The organism is Gilliamella sp. HK2 (assembly GCF_001690265.1).
Classification (GTDB): domain Bacteria; phylum Pseudomonadota; class Gammaproteobacteria; order Enterobacterales; family Orbaceae; genus Gilliamella; species Gilliamella apicola_C.
In genome coordinates, this window is record NZ_LZGV01000064.1 from 35,586 (window position 1) to 58,323 (window position 22,738).

The 22,738-nt window shown below is 36.0% G+C and carries 14 protein-coding genes; 13 read left to right on the forward strand and 1 reads right to left on the reverse strand.

Annotated elements, in window-relative coordinates; all coding sequences use genetic code 11:
• Positions 1-5 precede the first annotated feature (5 nt).
• The 13 genes from A9G45_RS05730 (at position 6) to A9G45_RS05790 (ending at position 19,965) form a co-directional block, all read left to right on the forward strand.
• Positions 6-3,032 (forward strand): virulence factor SrfB, encoded by a 3,027-nt coding sequence (locus A9G45_RS05730; RefSeq protein WP_065568401.1) that lies wholly within the window; start codon positions 6-8, stop codon positions 3,030-3,032.
• The gene (locus A9G45_RS05735; RefSeq protein ID WP_065568400.1) at positions 3,029-5,701 is read left to right on the forward strand and encodes a putative virulence factor; all 2,673 of its coding nucleotides are present in this window, start codon (positions 3,029-3,031) and stop codon (positions 5,699-5,701) included. The genes A9G45_RS05730 and A9G45_RS05735 overlap by 4 nt, the downstream gene beginning before the upstream one ends.
• A 113-nt stretch (positions 5,702-5,814) precedes the next feature.
• The gene (locus A9G45_RS05740; protein WP_065568399.1) at positions 5,815-6,828 is read left to right on the forward strand and encodes a hypothetical protein; all 1,014 of its coding nucleotides are present in this window, start codon (positions 5,815-5,817) and stop codon (positions 6,826-6,828) included.
• Positions 6,829-6,840: 12 nt separating this feature from the next.
• Positions 6,841-8,805 carry a vWA domain-containing protein gene (locus A9G45_RS05745; protein ID WP_065568398.1) on the forward strand — a complete coding sequence of 655 codons (1,965 nt, stop codon included), beginning with the start codon at positions 6,841-6,843 and terminating at the stop codon, positions 8,803-8,805.
• 4 nt (positions 8,806-8,809) lie between these two features.
• On the forward strand, positions 8,810-9,526 hold the full coding sequence (locus A9G45_RS05750; RefSeq protein WP_065568397.1) for an ABC transporter ATP-binding protein: 717 nt from the start codon (positions 8,810-8,812) through the stop codon (positions 9,524-9,526).
• A 3-nt stretch (positions 9,527-9,529) separates the two neighbouring features.
• Positions 9,530-10,753, forward strand: coding sequence for an ABC transporter permease (locus tag A9G45_RS05755; protein WP_065568396.1), 1,224 nt, complete (start codon positions 9,530-9,532; stop codon positions 10,751-10,753).
• The gene (locus tag A9G45_RS05760) at positions 10,710-12,335 is read left to right on the forward strand and encodes an SUMF1/EgtB/PvdO family nonheme iron enzyme (protein ID WP_218057044.1); all 1,626 of its coding nucleotides are present in this window, start codon (positions 10,710-10,712) and stop codon (positions 12,333-12,335) included. Before A9G45_RS05755 ends, A9G45_RS05760 begins: the two co-directional genes overlap by 44 nt.
• Positions 12,335-13,024, forward strand: a complete 690-nt coding sequence (locus A9G45_RS05765) for a hypothetical protein (protein ID WP_065568395.1) — start codon at positions 12,335-12,337, stop codon at positions 13,022-13,024. Before A9G45_RS05760 ends, A9G45_RS05765 begins: the two co-directional genes overlap by 1 nt.
• 2 nt (positions 13,025-13,026) lie before the next feature.
• Complete coding sequence (locus tag A9G45_RS05770; protein ID WP_065568394.1) at positions 13,027-13,509, forward strand: hypothetical protein; 483 nt, start codon at positions 13,027-13,029, stop codon at positions 13,507-13,509.
• Positions 13,510-13,588: 79 nt separating this feature from the next.
• On the forward strand, positions 13,589-14,974 hold the full coding sequence (locus tag A9G45_RS05775) for a VWA domain-containing protein (RefSeq protein WP_176701657.1): 1,386 nt from the start codon (positions 13,589-13,591) through the stop codon (positions 14,972-14,974).
• Between the two features lie 119 nt (positions 14,975-15,093).
• Positions 15,094-16,479 (forward strand): VWA domain-containing protein, encoded by a 1,386-nt coding sequence (locus tag A9G45_RS05780; protein WP_065568392.1) that lies wholly within the window; start codon positions 15,094-15,096, stop codon positions 16,477-16,479.
• A 119-nt stretch (positions 16,480-16,598) separates the two neighbouring features.
• On the forward strand, positions 16,599-18,050 hold the full coding sequence (locus tag A9G45_RS05785; RefSeq protein WP_065568391.1) for a VWA domain-containing protein: 1,452 nt from the start codon (positions 16,599-16,601) through the stop codon (positions 18,048-18,050).
• Positions 18,051-18,477: 427 nt separating this feature from the next.
• Positions 18,478-19,965 carry a hypothetical protein gene (locus A9G45_RS05790; protein ID WP_141673621.1) on the forward strand — a complete coding sequence of 496 codons (1,488 nt, stop codon included), beginning with the start codon at positions 18,478-18,480 and terminating at the stop codon, positions 19,963-19,965.
• Between the two features lie 336 nt (positions 19,966-20,301).
• Here the strand turns inward: A9G45_RS05790 and gyrB are convergent, their stop codons facing one another.
• Positions 20,302-22,713: a DNA topoisomerase (ATP-hydrolyzing) subunit B gene (gene gyrB, locus A9G45_RS05795; RefSeq protein WP_065568389.1), complete on the reverse strand. Its 2,412-nt coding sequence runs from the start codon at positions 22,711-22,713 to the stop codon at positions 20,302-20,304.
• Positions 22,714-22,738 lie beyond the last annotated feature (25 nt).

Sequence of the window (22,738 nt, forward strand, 5' to 3'; positions counted from 1 at the left end):
TGTATATGCTTCCAGAATTACGCAATTATGGTCAAGAAGTGACACTTATTATGAATAGCGGTATTCAGTTTCTTGACTTTGCTCTTAAAATTGATTGGAAAGATAACTATTGGCGCAATAGAGTTAATGGTAACTTTATTGATCCCTCCGAAAGTGGCGCACTGATTAGATTGATTGAAGATGTGGATAATGGTCAATTTTTTTCGCCAGATAATCCAACATTTGCCGTTAATCCAACACAAGAAATAAGTGTTGAGCAATCGTTAAAATTATACGACGGTATTTGGTTACCAGTGCCTGTTTTACGCTCAATACCGCCTGAACGCTTTGATAAAGGACCTCATAACTGGAGCCGAGTTCGAATTGTTAGTATTCCTGAGGGGGAAGATCCCGATGGTAATACAAATCGAATTACTTTTGCTTTTGATACAAAAGTGTTTGCTAATTTACAAGATGTGGCTTACCTTGCACCAACGGAAAATGATGTAATGACTGGTGCCGTATTTAGTTTAGCACATCGTTCAGATCACATTTCCTGGTATTTAGAACTAAAATGGATCACCAATTGGTTAATTGATCTTTTTCAAGAGTTGGCGGGTGATCCCCAGCGCTTAAAAATTCACAGAGATGATCTTAATATAGAGATGAAAAATAAAGCTTATTATGGTCATTATCTTAATATCATCCATTTACTTGCCGACTCATTACATTTACCGACAATTAAAATTGTCTCAAATACTAAAAATGATTTGGTGAAATCAATTCCTGTTGACATGATTTTAGATGTAGGAAATTCTCGCACTTGCGGCATTTTAATTGAAGATCATGTTCAAGATAAAGATAGTTTAAACCATCGTTATGAGCTTGAAATTCGGGATTTAACGCAACCAGAGCATATTTATAATGAACCATTTGAAAGCCGAGTAGAATTTTCCCAAACCTTTTTTGGTAAAGAGCATTTTTCTTTGCAAAGTGGGCGACGAGATACGTTTCGTTGGCCAAGCATTGTTCGTGTTGGTCAAGAAGCAAGCCGGCTTGCCAGTAGGCGGGAGGGCAATGAGGGGGCAACTGGGCTTTCAAGTCCAAAACGTTATTTGTGGGATCAAGATAAATACGAACAAGGTTGGCGTTTTAACTCTCATTATGTCAAAAGCGATCATGAACCGTTTGCAACCGCAGAGCCTTTTTCAAGTTTAATTAATGAATATGGGGAAGCGTTACACATTCTTAGCAATGATATTCAAGAAGAATATGATCGCAAAATGCCCGTTTTCCATCCAAAATATTCTCGCAGTTCTTTGATGACATTTATGCTCTGCGAAGTATTAATGCACGCATTAATGCAAATCAATAGTGTTGCCCAACGTAATAAACTTGAACATGCTAAAACACCGCGTAATTTACGTTCAATTATTTTAACGATTCCTCCAGCGATGCCTAAGCCTGAACAAGCTATATTCAAAAGCTGTGTATATCAAGCAATCGGCTTGGTTTGGAAAAGCCTTGGTTGGGATAGTTCAGATGATAATATTGACTTCAATAATCCAGAGCAATTACAAAGTGTTTGGCCAAATATCCCTGAAGTTTATATTCAATGGGATGAAGCAACGTGCGGTCAAGTTGTGTACCTTTTTAATGAGACACAAAATAATTATAATGGACGTAGTGAAGAATTTATTGCTTCCATGATTCGCCCAGACAAAGAAAATAAACAAAAACTGACCATTGCAACGGTTGATATCGGCGGTGGTACAACCGATTTAGTCATTAATGATTATCAATTAGACTACGGCGTCAGTGCACAAACCAATAGTAGTAATGCCTATATCGTACCTACACAACGTTTTCGTGATGGATTTAAAGTTGCTGGTGATGATATCTTGCTTGATATTATCCAAGATACCGTGTTAACGGCTTTAACAAATGGCTTAAAACAAGCGGGCATTGCTGACCCGAATCCAATTTTATCCACAATTATTGGCTCGCAACAACTATCTATACAAGATGCAGTATTGCGTCAGCAACTTACTTTACAGTTATTTACGCCTGTTGGTTTACAAATATTAAAAGCGTATGAGCTTTACGATCCGTTACACGCAGAACAGCATGTGTATCGCTCTACCTTTAGGGAATTATTACACCATAACATTATGACGGATAACGTGCTTAGTTTTATTAATGATCCAATTAAGCGCGCATTAAACAATCCTGATTTTTCAGTGCTTGATTTAACTATCGAAATTAACTTAAAACGTATTCATTATTTGTTTATTCGTGGTGATTATTACAATATTTGTAAAACTTTTGATGCACTATCGGAAATTATTAGCTGTTATCAATGTGATGTGCTTTTATTAACTGGTCGCCCTTCGCGTTTACCGGGTATTCAAAGTTATTTTCGATCACGGTTATCAATACCTGCTGGGCGAATTTTACCATTACATGGGTATCACACTGGTAGTTGGTACCCATTCCATAAACAAGAACGTATTGATGATCCTAAAACGACAGCCGCAGTGGGAGCTATGTTGTGCTTTTTAAGCAAGAATTTACGATTACCTAATTTCTATTTTAGATCATCTAATATGGATTTATATTCAACTGTTAAATACATTGGGCTGCTAGATAATTTGAATATGATTAAAAAGGAAAATGTCTATTACCAAGATATTGACTTGGATAATCCTGATTATGATTTTCCTGAACTATCATTTGAAATTAGAGGAACCACAAGGCTTGGATTTAGGCAGCTTGAAGTTGACCGTTGGCCTGCATCGCCTATCTATATTTTGACAATTGAAAATAGTGACGTGGCTAAACGATTGAGTGCTGAAGGTGTGGTGTTACAAGTGACTTTAGGTATAAAGAACAAACAAAAAATGGTTGAAAATTTTTATATTAAAGATTTAAAAGCCTCTGACGGGCGGGCTTGTAATAAAAATCAGGATATTAAACTCAGTTTAAACACAATGGTTAACTCTGGTTTAATTAGTGCACAATATTGGCTTGATAGTGGAATGATAAAACGATGAATAACTTAAATGAACAACTTCCTAAATCTTGGGATCAGGTCTATCAAGCGTCCGCAAAGGCTATTGAATGGGTGCATCAAACACGTCATTCATCCAAACGTTTAAATAGTGAAGCCGATAATTTAATTCTGGATTTGCGCCGTTTGCGTAATAGTGCAAAACGATTAGGTGATGTTTCTGCCAAATCTGTTGCAGTTGGTTTTTTTGGGTTATCACAAGCGGGCAAATCTTATCTTATTTCAGCATTAGCCGCTGGTGAAAATGGTAAACTTGAAACCATTGTGGATAATGAAGTTCTCGATTTTATCGATCACGTTAACCCTGTCGGAAGTGGCAAAGAGGCAACAGGCCTTGTTACCCGCTTTAGCCGTATTGCCAAAGGTGGCATACCTAACTATCCATTAGAATTAAAATTATTTAAAGAGATAGAAATTGTCAAAATCTTGATAAATGCTTACTTTAAGGATTTTGATCAACAAAAAGTCTCCAATAAAATTGAGTTAGTACAGCTAAATCAGTTGATTCAACGTTTAGAAACTAAAAAACAGACCAGTTATGTAGGTGGCGTTAACGAAGACGATATTGTTGATCTTTATGACTACTTATCTGAAAACTTTGGCAATTCCCTTGATGAGTTGAAAGGGGGATATTGGGAAAAAGTCATCCTGTTGCTCCCTTACTTACCAATAGCTGAGCGAGGGGAGTTATTGGCTGTTTTGTGGGGTGGGCTTGCCGAGCTCACTACAATTTATACTCAATTAGCCACAACACTATCGAGTTTAGGTCATGTTGAAACTGTGTATGCGCCACTTTCTGTATTAGTTAAAGATAATAATGGCACTAAATCACAAATTGACAGTATTATGAATGTTGATATTCTTGAACGTTTGAACACTAATAAAGATTCATCAGTGACCATAACGCCGTTCAATGGAGTGCCGACAGATATCTCTTTAGCTCAACTGGCTTTTCTAACCGCTGAATTACTCTTCCCTTTAGTTAATAAAACCAGAGTGCCAACCTTTGAAAACGTCGATTTGCTCGATTTTCCTGGATATCGTGGTCGCTTAAACTTGGTTTCAGTTTCAGATGTTAAAGAAGGTAACCCTATTGCTCAGCTTTTATTGCGAGGCAAAGTTGCTTATCTTTTCGAAAAATACACAGATAGCCAAGAAATGAACGTGCTAGTTGTTTGCACACCGTCAGATAAACAATCTGATGTTAATGATGTGGGTCCCGTTCTTGAGCGTTGGATTGATAAAACTCAAGGTGAAACTGCTGAAAAAAGAGCCACTAAAAAAGCGGGTTTATTATGGGCAATCACTATGTTTGATAAACGCATTGGTACCTCATTAACACTATCAGAAGATAATCTTAAAAATAGTTGGGGTAAAGGTGGTTTGCTACAACAAACTATTTTAGAACGCTTTGGTAGTTATGATTGGCTAAGTAACTGGTCCAACGAGCATAAATTTAATAATGTCTTCTTAGTTCGCAAACCTGGATTTGATGTGCCATTTTTAAATGTCGATTCAAAAACTTGCCAAGAACAAGCTTATAATGAAAATTATCAAGATAAAATGAATGTATTAAGAAGCACATTTATTCAAAATAGTGATATTAAAGAATATGTTTTTCAGCCAGAGGAAGCGTGGGATGCTATGCTAAAACTCAATGATGGCGGTATAGGGCGAATTAGTCAATACTTAGAACAAGTTGCTATAACTGAAGTTAAACAACAGCGGATTGTTGAACAACTTAATGAAAAAATTGATTACATTATTAATATGCGTTTTGATACTTGGTATCAAGCAGATAGTAATGAAGAGCTCGTTAAGAAAAAACAAGTTATCGCTAATGTTGTTAAAGAACTACAAAATAAAGCTTTATTATTAGGCGAACTACTTAAAACGTTTGAATTACCCGAGCAAACAATTCGAGCACTTTATCATTCTAATACGATAGAAAATGAAACACAGCAAGATAGTAATGATAATTTGTTAGATAATTTCTCAAATGATTTCGGATTAAATGCGGATTTTGAACTATTTTCTGATGTGAATTCATCGTTAACTACCAAACAAGCAACTATATTAACAACAGAATCAAAGTTTGCAAAAACGGTTTTTTCGGCATGGTTAGAGCATTTAAGAAATATCGTTTTAGATAAACATATTTTACAGTTTTTTGGAATTACTCAAAAATCACTTTCTTTTATTATAGAAGAACTTATTACTGCTGCGAATCGCATGAAACTTGAAGCAAGTTTAAGTGAGCATATTTTGAATAATGAAAATATGGGTAGTAAACGGGATGATCTTGAGTCTAGGCAAATCAGTACTATTCATAATTTACTGGCAGACTTTATTGCTTGGTTAGGTTTTATTCAAGGTCAAGTAACTGATATACCAATGAGCAAAGTTAATCAAGGTAAGCCAATATTTTCTTCACCATTAAGTGAATTTAATGTTCAATCATCGCATTCATTACCAAAGCTAGACGATAATACTAAAAATTATTCTCAATATGCGATCTTTGATTGGTTTATTGCTTTTGCGGTGCTTGCGCAAGAAAATGTAGGCCACCATGCAGGGCGAGAAATTAGTCAAGAACAAAATAGTCGGTTAGGCGAAATTCTTGGCTTTTTCAAGCAATCGCAGATTAATTAAAAATAAATAATAACGTATTGACTAAATATAGTAAATGAGCCTTTTTGAATAAAAGGCTTATCACTCGATAGAGTGAATGATGCTCAAAGTTTGGGTATAAAATAGAGGATATCATGGCATTAAGAATTGAATTAGATGGTTATAAACCCGGTGTTGCGAAGTTTTTAGCTCAAAAATGGAAAGGCAGTTCTGAAATTGATATGCTTATACAACGTAATCAGGATGGGTACTATTTATCTGATTTGAATCAGTGGGCTCCTGAAAAAAGTTGGCATACAGTTGAAAATATGTCTGTAGAGAATGAACAGCTAACAGGGCAAGTCAGTGAATGGTTGGTTGACACTTTGTTGTCACAGGGAAATCAGGTTCGTTTTCTTATACAAATTCGTGATAAACAAAATGAGAATTATATTGATGGCGGGGTTGTTAGTATTGCTGACACCGTGTTTGCATCAACGGCATTAAATGTGCAGGCAGCATTACCTAATGACGAACAAGTTATAGCAAAACCAGAATTAGCAAACGAATCTATTGTTGAAGAAGAGACGCCATTAATTGAAGAGTCGAGCATGGATACTGAGAAGACAATGCTGGCTGAACCTGTTGAAACGGAAACAATACCAGAGCCTGAACCTGAAATACCGCTTGAATCGGTTAAACCGAAAAGTCGCTTAGGATTAATCGTTGCTATTATAATTGGTTTTATGATGTTAATCGGGATTGCTTTTGCTACTTGGTATTTTTTCTTTTTCAAAAAGCAATCACAACCAATAACACCGGTGCAAATTAGTGCCCAATGCAGTTTAAATAATGGTTTTACCAATGACTTAACTTTTATTCAACAATGTTTACAAACCAAGCCAGAAGTTGATGCAATTATTCAGATAATTACTGAAGCTAAAAAAGCTGAAAAATGTAATATTGCTCAACGATTATATGCAAATCAAGCTCAGCAAAATGCGAAGATTGCTATACTTTATGCTAAAGAGTACGACGAGAAGTTTTATGAAAATAATAGTTGCTTTAAAGCAGATAAAGAAACCGCTATTTATTGGTATGAAACATCTTTGAATCATGATCCTGATAATACCCTAGCCAAAAATCGCTTAGCTGAATTGCAAAAATAGTGAGGAAAGGATATGAAAAAAATAGCAATTTCAAAACTCGTTATTGGTCTAAGCCTCGCTTGTGTACCTTGGATAGCTTCGGCAGCTGAACCGCTCAAACAAGAAGGTAAAAAAACCTTATATCAGCGTGTATTAAGCACACCAACGTGTGAATTAAAAAATAATATTACAGATCCTACCGGCAAATCTGTGCCAGCATTTTCACGCTATTATGTTTATGAACGTAAAAACGACAATAATCAGCAATGGCTTAAAGTTGGGCCTGATTCTTATGGAAAAACGATAGGTTGGATTAATAATTCATGTGCAGTTGCTTGGAATATGCAAATGACATTAGTTTTTACAAACCCTGTTGATCGTGATCCTTTGTTATTTTTCAAAGATAAGGCTGCATTAACCGCTATTGTTGATGCTGATAAGCCAGAGGTTTTATTAAAGCCTATTCGTGACACGTTAAAAGCCAATAAGCCAGCTTCAGATGTGGTTGCTCAAGAGCCTAAAGAGTTTGTTGATTTTAAACGTAACTTCTATTTATTACCTATTTTACAAGGTGAAGAGGTTATGAATGGGCAAGGTTTTTATGAGCGAGTGCTAGAAGTAGCATCAGTAAGTAAACAGGATTCATTGGTAAAAAATAATACAAAACCAGCTAATGGCCAAACTACTGATGATAGCACTAATCAAGTTGCTCCATTTAAAGCCGCCATTGTGTTTGTTATTGACTCCACTATTTCAATGGATCCTTATATTTCAAGAACTAAAGAAGCGGTAACGCGAGTTTATCAGCACATTGAAAAAGAAAATTTACAAGATCAAGTTAAATTTGGATTGGTTTCATTTCGATCGAGTTTAAAGGCCTCGGATAAACTTGAATTTGTTTCTAAACTTTTTGCCGATCCCAATAAAGTGAAAGATAAAGAGGATTTTAAACAGCTAAGCGCTTCGCTTAAACAAGCTTCTGTATCAACCGCATATTTTGCCGAAGATTCTTATGCTGGGGTTGCTCAAGCATTAAATGATATTAATTGGAATAGCTTTGGCGCGCGTTACATGATTTTGATAACAGATGCTAGTGCAATTCCCGGTGATGATAAACTTTCTAGTACAGGAATGGATGCTGCGCAATTAAGACTTGAAGCTCAGCATAAGGGCGTCGCTATTTACGCACTACATTTAAAAACGCCAAGTGGTGAAAAAGATCATCAGATTGCTGCAACGCAATATTCGGATCTAACTTATAATGATTTCATTCATAAATCGCTTTATTATCCTGTTAATGCGGGAGATGTACATCAGTTTGGCCAAAAAGTTGACTTGCTGGCAAAAGCCTTATCAGAACAAGTTAAGCTTGCGTATAAAGGCGAGGCTTCTGTCGGCAATGCACTTAATGCAAAAGATGATAATTCTGATATGTTAAAAGATGCATTGCTACTCAGTAAGGCCATGCAGTTAGCTTATTTAGGCGATACCAAAGGGACTAAAGCGCCAACCGTTTTTAAAGCGTGGATTGCAGATAAAGATTTCGTTAAACCGACGATTCCAACAGCCGAGCCTCGTATATTATTAACTAAATCGCAACTTAGTGATTTGAGTGATATTGTCAGCAAAATTGCTAATGCGGCTAATGATGGGTTAATTTCAGCCGATGATATGTTTTCCCAGCTTCGCTCTGTTGCTGCTGCAATGGGGCAAGATCCAAGTAAATTAAAATCAGATTCGGTGACCAAAATTGCTGATTTAGGTCTGCTTGGTGAATATCTAGATAACATTCCATATAAAAGTGATGTGACAGGGCTTGATCAAGATACTTGGAAAAGCATGAGCGGGCTTGAGCAAGAAAAATTTATCCGTAATTTAAATAGTAAAATTCGTTACTATCAAAAATGTAATGCCGATGTCGATCGTTGGATTTCGTTAGCCGAAGGCAGCGATCCTCGCGAAAATGTTTATCCTATCCCATTAGAAATGTTACCTTAGACATATGTTAACTATTAAGCAGTTATCTATTTTGCGCTCAACAGGTAAATCCTTTTTTAGTGTTTGCCTGCCAGAGCTAACCGTCAAAGCTGGTGAAGTTGTTGTTATTCAGGGCGATAGTGGTGCAGGCAAAAGCACATTACTTGAAATGGTAGGAATGATTTTAAAACCAGATGAAATTGGCCACTATAAATTGATTGTTGATAATTATGCAATCGACATTGCAACGCTAATCGAGCAAAACCAGCTTGATAAACTGGCTGATATTCGAGCTCAGTATTTGGGTTTTATGTTACAAACAGGTGGATTACTACCTTTTTTGACAGTTCGTGATAACATTTTATTATCATTGAAGTTATTACAAAAAAAAGTGGATAACAGCCGGTTTGATTATCTAGTGCAAAAACTTAAAATTGACCATTTGCTAAACAAATATCCTAAACAGTTATCTATTGGTGAAAGGCAACGCGCTTCTTTTATTCGTTCCATTATTCATAAACCGGCATTATTACTTGCCGATGAGCCAACCTCGGCATTGGATCCCTATAATGCAAGTTTACTTTTTGATTTAATTATTGAGCAAGCTCAGCAAGACAATATTGCTGTGATGATTGTAACGCACGATTGGCAACGCATTGCAAGCAAAGGGTTATTTACTTTATCAGCTAACTTAACTTCCCCCCAATCCTCAGTATTTTTACCATTACAAGATAAGGCGTAAAAAATGACTAAAGCAATATTAAAATGGTTACTTGTTACTCGCTTATCTTTAGCTGACTTATGGTATGACAAAAAAGTTTCGTTTTGTATTATTGCCTCGGTGATCTCAGTGATTACGCCATTATTATTGTTATTTAGCTTAAAATATGGTGTGGTTTCTCAACTTAGAGAACAATTACTTAATGATCCACAAAATTTAGAAGTCAAAATCGTTGGTAATTTACAGTTTACGAGTGAAATGTTTGAGTGGATAAAAAAACAGCCTGAAACGGCTTTTGTTATCCCTCTAACACGCTCATTAAATACACAAGCTGATTTAATGAAAGATGCGAGTCATTTTGTGAATAATGCCGAAATTATTCCTACGGCTACAGGTGATCCAATAACAGAAGCTACGCCTTTGCTTAATAATAAAAATCAAATTATATTAAGCGCATTATCGGCAGAAAAAATGCAAGCAACTATCGGTAGTCGTGTGAAAATGGTGATAACAAGGCAGCTTGATGGAAAACTGGAAAAAGGCATAACCACATTAGATGTGGTAGATATTATTCCCGAGAGTCGTTATAGTCGAGCAGCTGCTTTTGTTTCTTTAGATTTACTTATTGCCATGGAAGATTTTTATGATGGCTACCAAAGTGATATTTTTTTAACGTCTACTGGGCAATCAAATCCGCCAAAACATACTTCGTTTGCGCGAGCCCGTATTTATGCCAATTCACTAGATAATGTCGCCCCATTAGCCTTTAAATTACGAGAAAAAAATATAGAAACCCGTACACAAGCTAACGCGATTGAAAACATGCAAGCAATCGATCGAGTGCTCAATTTTATTTTTAGTGTCATTGCAATTACAGCTGTTTTAGGGTGTATTTTGTCATTTACAGGGGCATTTTTATCAAATATTGAACGTAAACGCAAAGATATTGCCTTTATGCGATTACTTGGATTTCGTTCAAAAAGCATTATGCTTTATTTAATCAATCAAGCAATGATTTTAAGCTGTTTAGCTTTTGTTATCTCTTGTGTGCTTTTTGGATTAGGAAATAGTGCCTTTAATTTAGTTTTAGGTAAAAATTTGATTTCACAATCCGTGGTGAGTCAATTACAATTTTATCATCTTATCGTTGCTTTTTTACTGACTTTATTTATATCAAGCGGCGTTGTGGTTATAGGAGGGCGGCGTGCTATTAAAATTCAACCAGCAGAAAGCTTACGTGAAGCATAGTTATCCCCAATGTATTCGATTGGCTTATTGGGGATTGGCTACAATAAGCTTACTTCCCTCATTAAGCTTTGCTGAGCCTTGGGACAGTAAATTTTATAATCCCAAACCAGCCAAAGATGATGTCATTTTACCCATGCCGTGTGATGGTAGTTTAGTGATGAAAAAGGTATTTACTCCTACCAATAAATCGTTAGATGATGTCAAAGTTATTTTAGGAAGTAATCAAAAAGAGCTTGGTTTTGCTGAATATGCGACACCCAACTATATAGCAGGAAGTTTTTCTGATGCAGGTAAAGAACGGTACTATTTGATAGGTAAATATGAAATTACCGTATTGCAATATCAATCTGTAATGAATGACACCTGCCCAATACCTAAAGTGAACCTCTCTTTTCCTATCACTGATATTAGTTGGTTTGATGCTATAGCTTTTACAAATAAATATAATCGTTGGTTAATTGAAAATCGGTCAAAGCTAAAATCAATTAGTTTGCCTAATGGTTATGTCCGTTTACCGAATAATACCGAATGGGAATATGCTGCACGAGGTGGTTCGAAAGTAACCGAATCAGAATTTCGTGAATCACGGTTCCCAATGACGGGTAATCTTGAAAATTACGCGTGGTTTTCTGGTGCCAAGTCAGCTAATGGAAAATTACAACTTATTGGACGGCTTGAACCTAATCCGCTAGATTTGTTTGATATCTTAGGTAATGCAAGCGAAATGATGTTTGATTCGTTTCGAATGAATAAGCTCGATCGTTATCATGGTCAACAAGGCGGTATGACAGTGCGTGGTGGTAGTTATTTGACACCTGAATCATCAACTACCAGTGCTTTTCGTACCGAAAAACCTTTTTATGATGATAAAGGTGCTTATAAGAGTAAAGATGTTGGGTTTCGTTTGGTTTATACAACAGAAGTGATGAATTCTAGTGATAAAATCAAAGAGTTAGAAAAAGAATGGAACCAATTAGGTAGCGAAACGGAAAGCTCAGAAAATGCTAATGTTGTTAGTGAGCTTGAAAAAATCACCAAACAAGTGGAAGACGAGAAAACGAAAAAAGAATTAAATCAACTTAATACACTGTTACGTAGTGCTAACCAAGCTCGTGATGAACAACGAGATCGATCCATTCAGTCAGCATTACAATTAGGTGCATTTTTGTGTGCGAATGTTTCTGATTTAAGCAGTAAATTTGAGTATAATGACAATTTATATAGAACAATGACTAATGAGGTTTGCGATCCAAAAGAAAGCGATACTTTAGATGATGACAATATGTGTTCAAAAGTGAAGCTAAATAATTTGAAACAAGTTGTTGATGAGTCTAAAAATGCTCGGGACTTTATATTGAAATATTATTCCGATACTATTGTTAATACTGCGTCAAATTACGAGAAAGTTACTATTAATGATCAAGTTAACTCTACTCAATTTATTTTAGAAAATAGTGGCAAAGCTAATATGAGTGACTATTTAAAACTCTATTTCAAACATATTAATCAATATATTGAATCGGGGAAAATTGCGAGATCAGCTTGGCTACAAACATGCAATGAAATAAAAGGAAAAAGATGATGAATAAAATTATAGTAACGCTGTTTTTGTGTGTATCGCTTATTTTAACTGGCTGCCAAGGGGGAGGAGGAGTCAGCTCTAGAAATGCCGACCCTGCTTTAACAAAAAGTAACACAGCTAAGTTTTTTAGTAAATCAGCGTGGCAGTCTTGTGCTGTTGGCGCGGGTTTAGGCGGTATTGGTTGTATGTTAGCAGGTGGAAAAGCTGGCGTTTGTATTGCATCTGCTGCGGTTGGTTGTGGTGTGATGATGGGCGCTAACTATTATCTTGACAGTAAACGAGCTGAATATGCTAATGCCGAAATGCGCCTTGATGTTTACATCCAAGACATTCAACAAAATACTTACGAAGTTCAAGCAGTAACTGAAACAGCTAAAGCTGTGTTGGATAAAAATTTAGCGACTCTTAAAGTGTTAAATAATCAAATCAAAAAAGATACGTTAAATAAAAGACAAGCTAAAAATGATTTAACGCAAATTGATGCTAATATTGCCTATTTAAATGATAAATTAAAACGCATGAGAAAAGTTGAAAATGATTGGGTTTTAATCTCTTCTCAAGAACAACAATCAGGCGTTAATGTATCAAAACTCGATAAACAAATAAGTCAATTACATAAACAAATTACAGTACTTGAAAATCAAATTAATCTTGTTACACAACAACGTTCAGCAGTTAAGGTTAGCTAATTATGAAAAAAACACATCTTCTATTACTCAGCCCGCTTATTTTTTTAGCTGGTTGCTCAACAACTCCCGAACAGTGCGATCCGACTAATACTAACATTGGTATTATGGATAAAATTAGCTGTAATTATTCAGGAAATTACCAAGCTCGGATCGATCAGAAAAAGCAAACTCTGGAAAATGAAGTAAGAGCGAATCAGCAGTTTAAAGAAATCTATGCGACAATTGAAAAACAGAAAAACGATACCTCATTAAGTGTTAAACAAAAACAAGCGCAACAACAAAAATTGAAAAATGATTTAACTAAATTAACAAACGAAGTTAAACAAAAGGCTAAAGGTCGTGATGATCTACAAGCTCAAGTTAAAGACATTGAACAGCAACTAAAAAAAGCTAACAATTCAAATAATTCACAAATTGAAAAGCAAGTTGAGTTAGAAACGTTAAACAAAAAACTTCAACAGTTGCAAAAGGCATTAAATATATAAATTTTTGTTTAATCGCTTTTTTATAACAGTATAAGAAATAAAAGGAAACAGTTACGCAATGCAGCGAATAGCAAGGTTTATGTGTGATCATAATAATTCCGAAAAGATGTCTTTATTAGATCAATATAATTCTTTGCTAGCGCTGCTAGAGCCACATTTAACCGAGCGTACTTTTTCAATTTTAGCTATACCGAGATTGATTAACGATAATCAATATATTGGTTGGTATACCCTTTTAGAAGGGCAAGCTGTCTTATTGAGTGATATTTGTAATCAATCACAGAAAAGTAAGATAGAAAAAACATTGCAAGATCGTATTAACGATATCGAAGCAGTGGTTAAGTCAATGCCAATAACTGCTGAGCAGCAAGGATTTATTTCATCATGGTTACCTAGAATTAAAAGCTTAGGTAACCCTATTTATGTTATTAATGACGAACCCGTTATCATTAATAACTTTGAAGATCCGATTTTGCCTCCCGCGCCACCTCCTATTATTCCACCAAAAACATTCTGGCGCTGGTGGCATTTTTTACTTTTAGCTTTATTATTGCTTGGTCTGTTTGGGCTCCTTTGGTATTTATTTTGCCCATATGAAAAACAAAAGCCTGTGGCTCAAGTTGCTGAACTAGCCATTACTCAACCAGTAGAAGAAAAGAAACCAGAACCTGTTGTGGAACCCCGCAAAGAAGAAGTTGAACCAGTTGTAAAATCGACATCAGAGCCAACTTCAGAGCCAACTTCAAAGCCAATGGTCGTTGCACCTAAGAGCTGTATCGCCCGTGAAGAGATTGTCAGTAACAGTGACGCACCTAAAATGGTTATGATATTTGATAATTCAGCATCAATGATGTTTACATTGATGGAGTCTCAAGCAGCTATTAATAAATTCTTGAATACAGAAGATTTAATGTCGCCAGAAGAAGCTGAGGCTTATATAAAACGCATGACACGCCTGCCTAATCGGTTATCAAGTAGTAAAAAAGTAGCATTAGCAAGCATTGATAAAATACAAGCAAACGTTGATATTGCATTAGTCACACTCTCATCTTGTCCTGTAGCACAAACTACACCGTTTTATAGTTATGACAATAGAAGTAAGTTAAAAAATAAAATTAACAGGTTAAAACCACTAGATAATAACAGTGCAACGCCATTATATAGTGGCATAAAACAAGCCAGCAAAATGCTTGATGGTGTAAACCGTGATGATTACATATTAGTTATTAGTGATGGTCAAGACAATTGTGCCAAAGCTAATATTTGTTCGTTAGCGAGCAAAATAGCCACTCAACAGCCGCGTTTAAAGATAAATATTGTGGATATTGCTGGGAAGCATAAAATTGATTGTGTAGCTAATAAAACTGGCGGTAAAGTCTATGTAGCTCAAAGTCCAGCACAGATAGTTGCACAAATGAATAGCGCCGTTTCAAGTATGAATATTAGCAAACCACTATGTGAATAATTATTTTCAAATGATGCTATATAAATGTATCTAGCATCATTTGTATTTCTGTTTATGGGCATGTTTCAAAATGAGTACAGTTTTAGTCTAAAATTGAACTATAAGGGATTAAATTAATAATGCAGCGAATAACTCGGATAGCTTTTGAACACCATGACTCCGAAAAGATGTCTTTATTAGATCAATATAACTCTTTGTTAACACTGCTAAAACCGCATTTAACAGAGCGTGCTTTCTCGATTTTAGCAACACCAAGATTGATTAACGATAATCAGTATATTGGTTGGTATACGCTTTTAGAAGGGCAACCTGCTTTATTGAGTGAGATTTGTAATCAATCACAAAAAAGTAAGATAGAAAAAACATTGCAAGATCGTATTAACGATATCGAGTCAGCAGTTAAGTCAATGCCAATAACTGCTGAGCAGCAGGGATTTATTTCATCATGGTTGCCTAGAATTAAAAGCTTAGGTAACCCTATTTATGTTATTAATGATGAACCCGTTATCATTAATAGCTTTGAAGATCCGATTTTGCCTCCCGCGCCACCTCCTATTATTCCACCAAAAACATTCTGGCGCTGGTGGCATTTTTTACTTTTAGCTTTATTATTGCTTGGTTTGTTTGGGCTCCTTTGGTATTTATTTTGCCCATATGGAAAACAAAAGCCTGTGGCTCAAGTTGCTGAGCCAGCCATTACTCAACCAGTAGAAGAAAAGAAACCAGAACCTATTGTGGAACCCCGCAAAGAAGAAGTTGAACCCGTTGTAAAATCGACATCAGAGCCAACGGCCATTGCACCTAAAAATTGTGTTGCTCGTGAAGAGATTGTCAGTAACAGTGATGCACCTAAAATGGTTATGATATTTGACAATTCAGCATCAATGTCATTGACGTTGATGGAATCTCAAGATTCTATTAATAAATATTTGAACACTGATTTCTATTCAATGTCGCTAGAAGACGCTGATGCCTATGAAAAACGCATGACACGCCTGCCTAATCGGTTATCAAGTAGCAAAGAAGTTGCATTAGCAAGCATTGATAAAATTCAAGCAAACGTTAATATAGCATTAGTTACACTCTCAGCTTGCCCTGTAGCACAAACTACACCGTTTTATAGTTATGATAATAGAAGTAACTTAAAGAATAAAATCAACAAGTTAAAACCACTGGATGATAACAGCGCAACACCATTATATAGTGGGATAAAACAAGCCAGCAAAATGCTTGATGGCGTAAACCGTGATGATTACATATTAGTTATTAGTGATGGTCAAGACAATTGTACCAAGGCTAATATTTGTTCGTTAGCGAGCAAAATCGCTACCCAACAGCCACGTTTAAAGATAAATATTGTGGATATTGCTGGGCAACATAAAATTGATTGTGTGGCAGAGCAAACTGGTGGTAAAGTTTATGTAGCTCAAAGCCCAAAACAAATAGTTGAACAAATGAACAATGCTGTTTCAAGTATGAATATTAGCAAACCGCTATGTGAATAATTATGTTGAAATAATATTATATAAATGCATATAGCATTAATTGTATTTCTGCTTATGAGCATGTTTTAAAATTAATGTAGCTTTAGTGTAAAGGTAAAATGTAAGGGATTAAATTAGTAATGCAACGAATAACTAGAACTGTCTTTGAACATAATAATTCAGAGAAGATTTCTCTACTAAACCAATATAAATCCTTACTACTATTACTAAAGTCACATTTAACTGATCGTACGTTTTCAATTTTAGCAACACCAAAGTTAATTGATAACAATAAATATATTGGCTGGTATACTAATCTTGAAGGTCAACCTGTTTTACTTGATAGTATTGCTAATGAATCACATAAAAATCAAATAGCTAAGACATTACAAACACGTATTAATGATATTGAACAAGCTGTTAAATTGATGATCTTAAGCGATGAAGATCAGTGTTTAATTTCGTTTTGGCTTCCAAGAATTAAGAGTTTAGGTAATCAGATTTATGTTATAAATGAAGATCCTGTTATTATTAATGCCTTTGAAGAGCCTGTTATGCCCGCACCGGCTCCTGTTATTGTGCCTAAACCATTTTGGCGTTGGTGGCATTTTTTACTTTTAGCTTTATTACTGCTTGGTTTGTCTAGTTTCCTTTGGTATTTATTTTACCCATTTGATAAAGAAAAAGCAGTTGCCCCTCAGCAGCCAGCGCCAGTTATTTCATCATCTGTTGAAACAAAACAAGTAGAACCTAAAACAGAGCCAGTTGTTGAACCACAAGATCTTTTGCCGACATCAGAACCTGCGCCAATTGTAACATCTGAGCCTAAACCAGAGACAGTGCCTGTACCTGAGCCAGCACCAAAGGTAAAAAATCCACCTAACTGTATAACCAAAGAAGAGATGAATAAAGATCCTAATCCATCTAAAATGGCAATTGTGTTTGATAATTCATTATCCATGACGGTGACATTGAATGAATCGCCATCAGAAGTGGAGCAATATTTTCAATATTTGACTTATGGTTATAGGAATATGTCCGAGCAGGAAAGAATCCAATACGAAAAGCGAATGACGCGCTTACCAACTCGTTTATCAAGTAGTAAGAGTGTGGCTACATCAAGCATTGATAAGATACAACCGAACATTGATATCTCGCTTGTGACACTAACAAATTGCCCAGCAGCATATGTTTCGCCATTTTATAATTATGCTAACCGAGGAACACTAAAGCGTAAAATTAAAAAATTAACACCAACTGCAGCAGGAGGGGGAGGGACACCTTTATATAACGGGCTAGAAAAAGCCAGCAAAATGCTAGATGGTGTAAAACGTGATGACTATATACTTATTATTAGTGACGGCGAAGATAATTGTACAAAAAATAACATTTGCACCTTAGCGAATTATATTGCTACGCAAAAGCCTAGGTTAAAAATTAATATCGTTGATATTGCCGGTGAACACAAAATAGACTGTATTGCTAATGCCACTGGTGGCAAAGTTTACATTGCTCAAAGTCCAAAAGATATGATCAAACAGATGAATAAAGCGGTTTCAAATTTGAAAATTAATAGACCAGTATGTCAATAAAAAAACACAAAAAATAGTGGATTTATTAGCTAATTTATTGATATAGATTATTGATAATTATGCTATCATCTATTTTTTATTTATAAATTATTAAGCGTTATCACAAGATCTAAGTAAAAATTTTCACAACTTGATTTAGCGTTTAATATTTAGTTTTGTCAGCTATTCATTCGGTACACTTCGTGTTTGTTCCAAATTATTCAAAAAGCATAAATATTGGCTAATACTATTTGTTCATTAGTCATTTAATTTTTTATGCGGAACCATTCTTAACAAATCCTTACAAATATTTTAATCGCAAAAGTGGTCAATTTTTTTTCAAACGTTATAATTCAGGTGATAACAAATTAATTTAACTTATTTTACTAGCAAAAAGTTATAACAGAGTTAAATAAAACAGATAAGTAATTGAGGAAAGGAGTATTTTGTGCATTACCGCGATAGAACGCAGCAGCTTTATGTTTTAAATCTATTAAATCACTATTGTAGACAGGTTTTCTCGTTCACTTCATTAATATTAGTAAAATTCCCTATAACATTATCCCTGTTATTGCTATTGCCGTTTTCGTTCGATTCTCAGGCATTATCAGCTACCACAACAAACATGATTCAAGGTAGTGCGCCTTATTTAACGTTTAATAACGGTAAAACAAAAGTGATAAATACAGAAGATTTATTAGCTATTACCTTATCAGATGGCACTACCATTACTCCAATTACTAATACTTCAGCAACAAACCCAATCGTACTTCCTCGTGTTGGAGAGACTTTTGCTGATGTTGACATGTTAGTACCATCAACAACTGATACGATAGAGTTAAAAGCACTTATTGATGCGCCTTATTATTATTGGGGTGATGATGATGGTGATGGGCAGGAGGTTAATGGCGTAACGGCTATGGGTAGCTTAACCGTTAATATTACAGATAAAAATAATCAGGTAGTTGGTCGCGCTGATACTTTAGATATTGCTAGAGCGCCTTATAAAGTAGTGTTAAGTAATACAAATAGTAGTTTAAGTACCCAGTATGGTGTACCTAATCGTAGTACTTTTAACGCTGGCACAGTGACTTACTACATCATTCCAAAATCATCACCAGCCGTTCTTTATGCTAAGCCTAATTTGAGGCTTGGCGGAAATAATGAACCAGGCTTTAATGGGTGGAAATTTGCTGGTCCAGCTAATATTTGGCAGCCAAACAGGGGCTTTCTTCCTCAATCTATAATACCGACATCATATAACCTTAACTTCCCAACCACGGGCGCAAATGGCCTATATTTTGATTTAGATATATCGGAAGGTACCCAATTGACTTGGCCTTCCATTACCGATGAGGGAATAACGGCTATTATGACACCCAATGCGAATGGCACCCGTGTGCGAGTTCTGCTAACAGGTCCTGTGGCAACTGATGATCAAATAAAGGAGGCAAACCCAGCTCGAATTTACACACCAGCCTTACCAAAAACTTTTGAGTTAGTTGGTTATGATAGTAGCGGTGCAGCAGTGATAAAATATGGGTTTGTGTTACAGAAGTGGTTTGTCAGCCGTGGTGAAAGGTCAGCAACCAACATCGAAACTGAAAATTGGTGTGCTAGTTTAGGTTATCGTCTTCCACAAGCAAAAGATCTTACTAATGCGGTCTGCTCAGGAGCAAACGAAACTATTTACTGCCGAAGTTTAGTTGGTGCCACGCCAGCATCAAGTGGCCATCATTATCAGCGTCAAATCGGTGCTGGATTTTTCTCTGAGTGGGGGGATATAACCCATTATAAAGGTGCTGGTATTGCAAATGCTTGGTTCTGGACGAGTGATCCCTATGGAGGATGGAGATTTCGTATCGATTCAACTTCTGGTGCTGCTGATGGAAGTTATCCTTACAGTCACAACAATGGGTTGTGTATCTATCCGTGATGATAATTAGCTTGACAAGCAGGATTATCAGCTAATTAAGGCTAAGCATTAAAGAAGTTGCCTCAACTTAAAATGGAGAAAAACGCAATGATAATATTGAAGAATAACGTGCTTATTATTAATGTTAATCAACAACAATAAGCGTCGTTTCAATATAAAGCTAAAAGGATCAAAAAGAATTCTATACTGAAACGCATACCTAATTAAAAATTTTTAACAAGATTCTGTTTTTCTTTATAACTTGTTAATTCAATTTGTTATTTCTCTTGTTTTAATCAATAAAAGACTAGGTTGGGTGCCTAGTCTTTTATGTTGTATATTAAAATAGCGTGACCTTTAAAAATCTAAATTGGCTGCTTTAAGAGCATTTTCTTCAATAAATAATCGACGAGGTTCGACTTCATCACCCATGAGAGTTGTAAACAATTGATCTGCTTCAATAGCATCTTTTATGGTGACTTGTAACATGCGGCGACTGGTTGGATCCATTGTGGTTTCCCATAACTGTTCTGGATTCATTTCTCCAAGGCCTTTATATCGCTGAATTGTTAAGCCTCGGCGAGACTCTTTAATTAACCACTCAACCGCTTCTTCGAAGGATTCAACTGGCTGTTTTCGTTCACCTCGTTGAATAAATGCGCCACTTTCAAGTAGATCTTTCAATTGTGCTCCAAGGTGGCAAATATTACGGTACTCATTGCTATGAATGAAGACTTGATCTAAAGGGTAATGAGTATCTACACCATGGGTTCTGATTTTAATAATTGGCACATGTAGTTGTGTTTTTTCATTATATTCAGTTGAATAAAGGTAGCTACTACCATGTTGCTCCTTGTTGGATAATTTTTCAACAATAGTTTTTGCCCAATTTTCTGCCATTTGTTGATTTTGTAAAATATTTTCGTCTAATACCTCATGATACACTAATTCAGATAGTAGCGCTTTTGGATAGCGGCGTTCCATCTTGGTAATGAGTTTTTCGACTTTTTGATATTCAGCAATTAGCCTTTCGAGAGCTTCGCCGGCAAGCGCTGGTGCATGATCGTTGACGTGCAATGATGCGTCTTCAAGAGCTAAAGCGATTTGAAATTGTGTCATTGCTTCATCATCTTTAATATATTGTTCTTGCTTCCCTTTTTTGACCTTATATAGTGGTGGTTGAGCAATATAGACATAACCACGCTCAATAATTTCAGGCATTTGACGATAAAAGAACGTTAATAATAATGTACGAATATGTGATCCATCGACATCGGCATCGGTCATGATAATAACACTATGGTAACGCATTTTATCTGGGTTATATTCATCACGACCAATTCCACAACCGAGAGCGGTAATTAATGTTCCCACTTCTTGCGAAGAAAGCATTTTATCAAAACGGGCTTTTTCTACGTTTAAAATCTTACCTTTAAGTGGTAATATCGCTTGGTTTTTACGGTTACGACCTTGTTTTGCCGAACCACCCGCAGAGTCCCCTTCCACTAAGTAAAGCTCAGATAAGGCAGGATCTTTTTCTTGGCAATCAGCAAGTTTACCGGGTAATCCGCCTAAGTCTAAAGCGCCTTTACGACGGGTCATTTCTCGAGCTTTACGGGCTGCTTCACGGGCTCTTGCGGCGTCAATGATTTTCCCAACTACAATTTTGGCATCACTTGGGTTTTCAAGTAGATATTCTGCTAATTTTTCGCCCATTACTGATTCAACCGCAGATTTAACTTCTGATGACACTAATTTATCTTTGGTTTGTGAGGAAAATTTAGGATCTGGCACTTTGACTGAGACTACGGCAATTAACCCTTCGCGCGCATCATCGCCCGTTGCACTGATTTTGGCTTTTTTACTATATCCTTCGTTTTCCATATAGTTATTTAATGTGCGAGTCATTGCTCCACGGAAACCAGCTAAATGCGTTCCCCCATCTCGTTGAGGAATATTATTAGTAAAACAGTAGATATTTTCTTGATAGCCGTCGTTCCATTGCAATGCAATTTCGACACCAATGTTATCTTTTTCAGTACTAAAATAGAATATTTTCGGATGAATAGGGTTTTTATTTTTATTTAAGTATTCAACAAAAGCTTGAATACCACCTTCATAATGATAATGCTCACTTTTGCCTGTTCGCTCATCAAGTAATCTTATTGATACACCTGAGTTTAAGAACGATAACTCACGTAGTCGTTTCGCTAATATTTCATAAACAAATTCAATATTAGTAAATGTTTCAGGGCTTGGCCAGAAACGGACATAGGTTCCTGACTCAGTTGTTTCGCCAATAACTTTAAGAGGGGCTTGTGGTACGCCTAATTGATAAATTTGTTGGTGAATTTTTCCTTCACGATAAATAACTAATTCTAATTTATCTGATAAAGCGTTAACCACTGAAACGCCAACGCCATGCAAGCCACCAGAGACTTTATATGAGTTGTCATCGAATTTACCACCAGCATGTAATACAGTCATGATAACTTCAGCCGCTGAAACGCCTTCTTCCTCATGGATGCCAGTTGGAATGCCACGACCATCGTCACGCACAGAAACGGAGTTATCAGGATGGATAGTGACTTCAATATGGCGACAATAACCCGCTAATGCTTCATCAATGGCATTGTCTACCACTTCAAAAACCATATGGTGAAGTCCTGTGCCATCATCAGTATCACCAATATACATACCTGGACGTTTACGAACAGCATCAAGTCCTTTGAGTACTTTAATGCTAGAAGAATCATAAGAATTAGACATGGATTTCTCGACTTAATTGATTGTT

Bases quoted from the DNA above. Each gene is read 5' to 3' on its own strand.
- A9G45_RS05730 (WP_065568401.1), top strand. From the start codon at position 6: ATGCTTCCAGAATTACGCAATTATGGTCAAGAAGTGACACTTATTATG.
- A9G45_RS05735 (WP_065568400.1), top strand. From the start codon at position 3,029: ATGAATAACTTAAATGAACAACTTCCTAAATCTTGGGATCAGGTCTAT.
- A9G45_RS05740 (WP_065568399.1), top strand. From the start codon at position 5,815: ATGGCATTAAGAATTGAATTAGATGGTTATAAACCCGGTGTTGCGAAG.
- A9G45_RS05745 (WP_065568398.1), top strand. From the start codon at position 6,841: ATGAAAAAAATAGCAATTTCAAAACTCGTTATTGGTCTAAGCCTCGCT.
- A9G45_RS05750 (WP_065568397.1), top strand. From the start codon at position 8,810: ATGTTAACTATTAAGCAGTTATCTATTTTGCGCTCAACAGGTAAATCC.
- A9G45_RS05755 (WP_065568396.1), top strand. From the start codon at position 9,530: ATGACTAAAGCAATATTAAAATGGTTACTTGTTACTCGCTTATCTTTA.
- A9G45_RS05765 (WP_065568395.1), top strand. From the start codon at position 12,335: ATGAATAAAATTATAGTAACGCTGTTTTTGTGTGTATCGCTTATTTTA.
- A9G45_RS05770 (WP_065568394.1), top strand. From the start codon at position 13,027: ATGAAAAAAACACATCTTCTATTACTCAGCCCGCTTATTTTTTTAGCT.
- A9G45_RS05775 (WP_176701657.1), top strand. From the start codon at position 13,589: ATGTGTGATCATAATAATTCCGAAAAGATGTCTTTATTAGATCAATAT.
- A9G45_RS05780 (WP_065568392.1), top strand. From the start codon at position 15,094: ATGCAGCGAATAACTCGGATAGCTTTTGAACACCATGACTCCGAAAAG.
- A9G45_RS05785 (WP_065568391.1), top strand. From the start codon at position 16,599: ATGCAACGAATAACTAGAACTGTCTTTGAACATAATAATTCAGAGAAG.
- gyrB (WP_065568389.1), bottom strand. From the start codon at position 22,713: ATGTCTAATTCTTATGATTCTTCTAGCATTAAAGTACTCAAAGGACTT.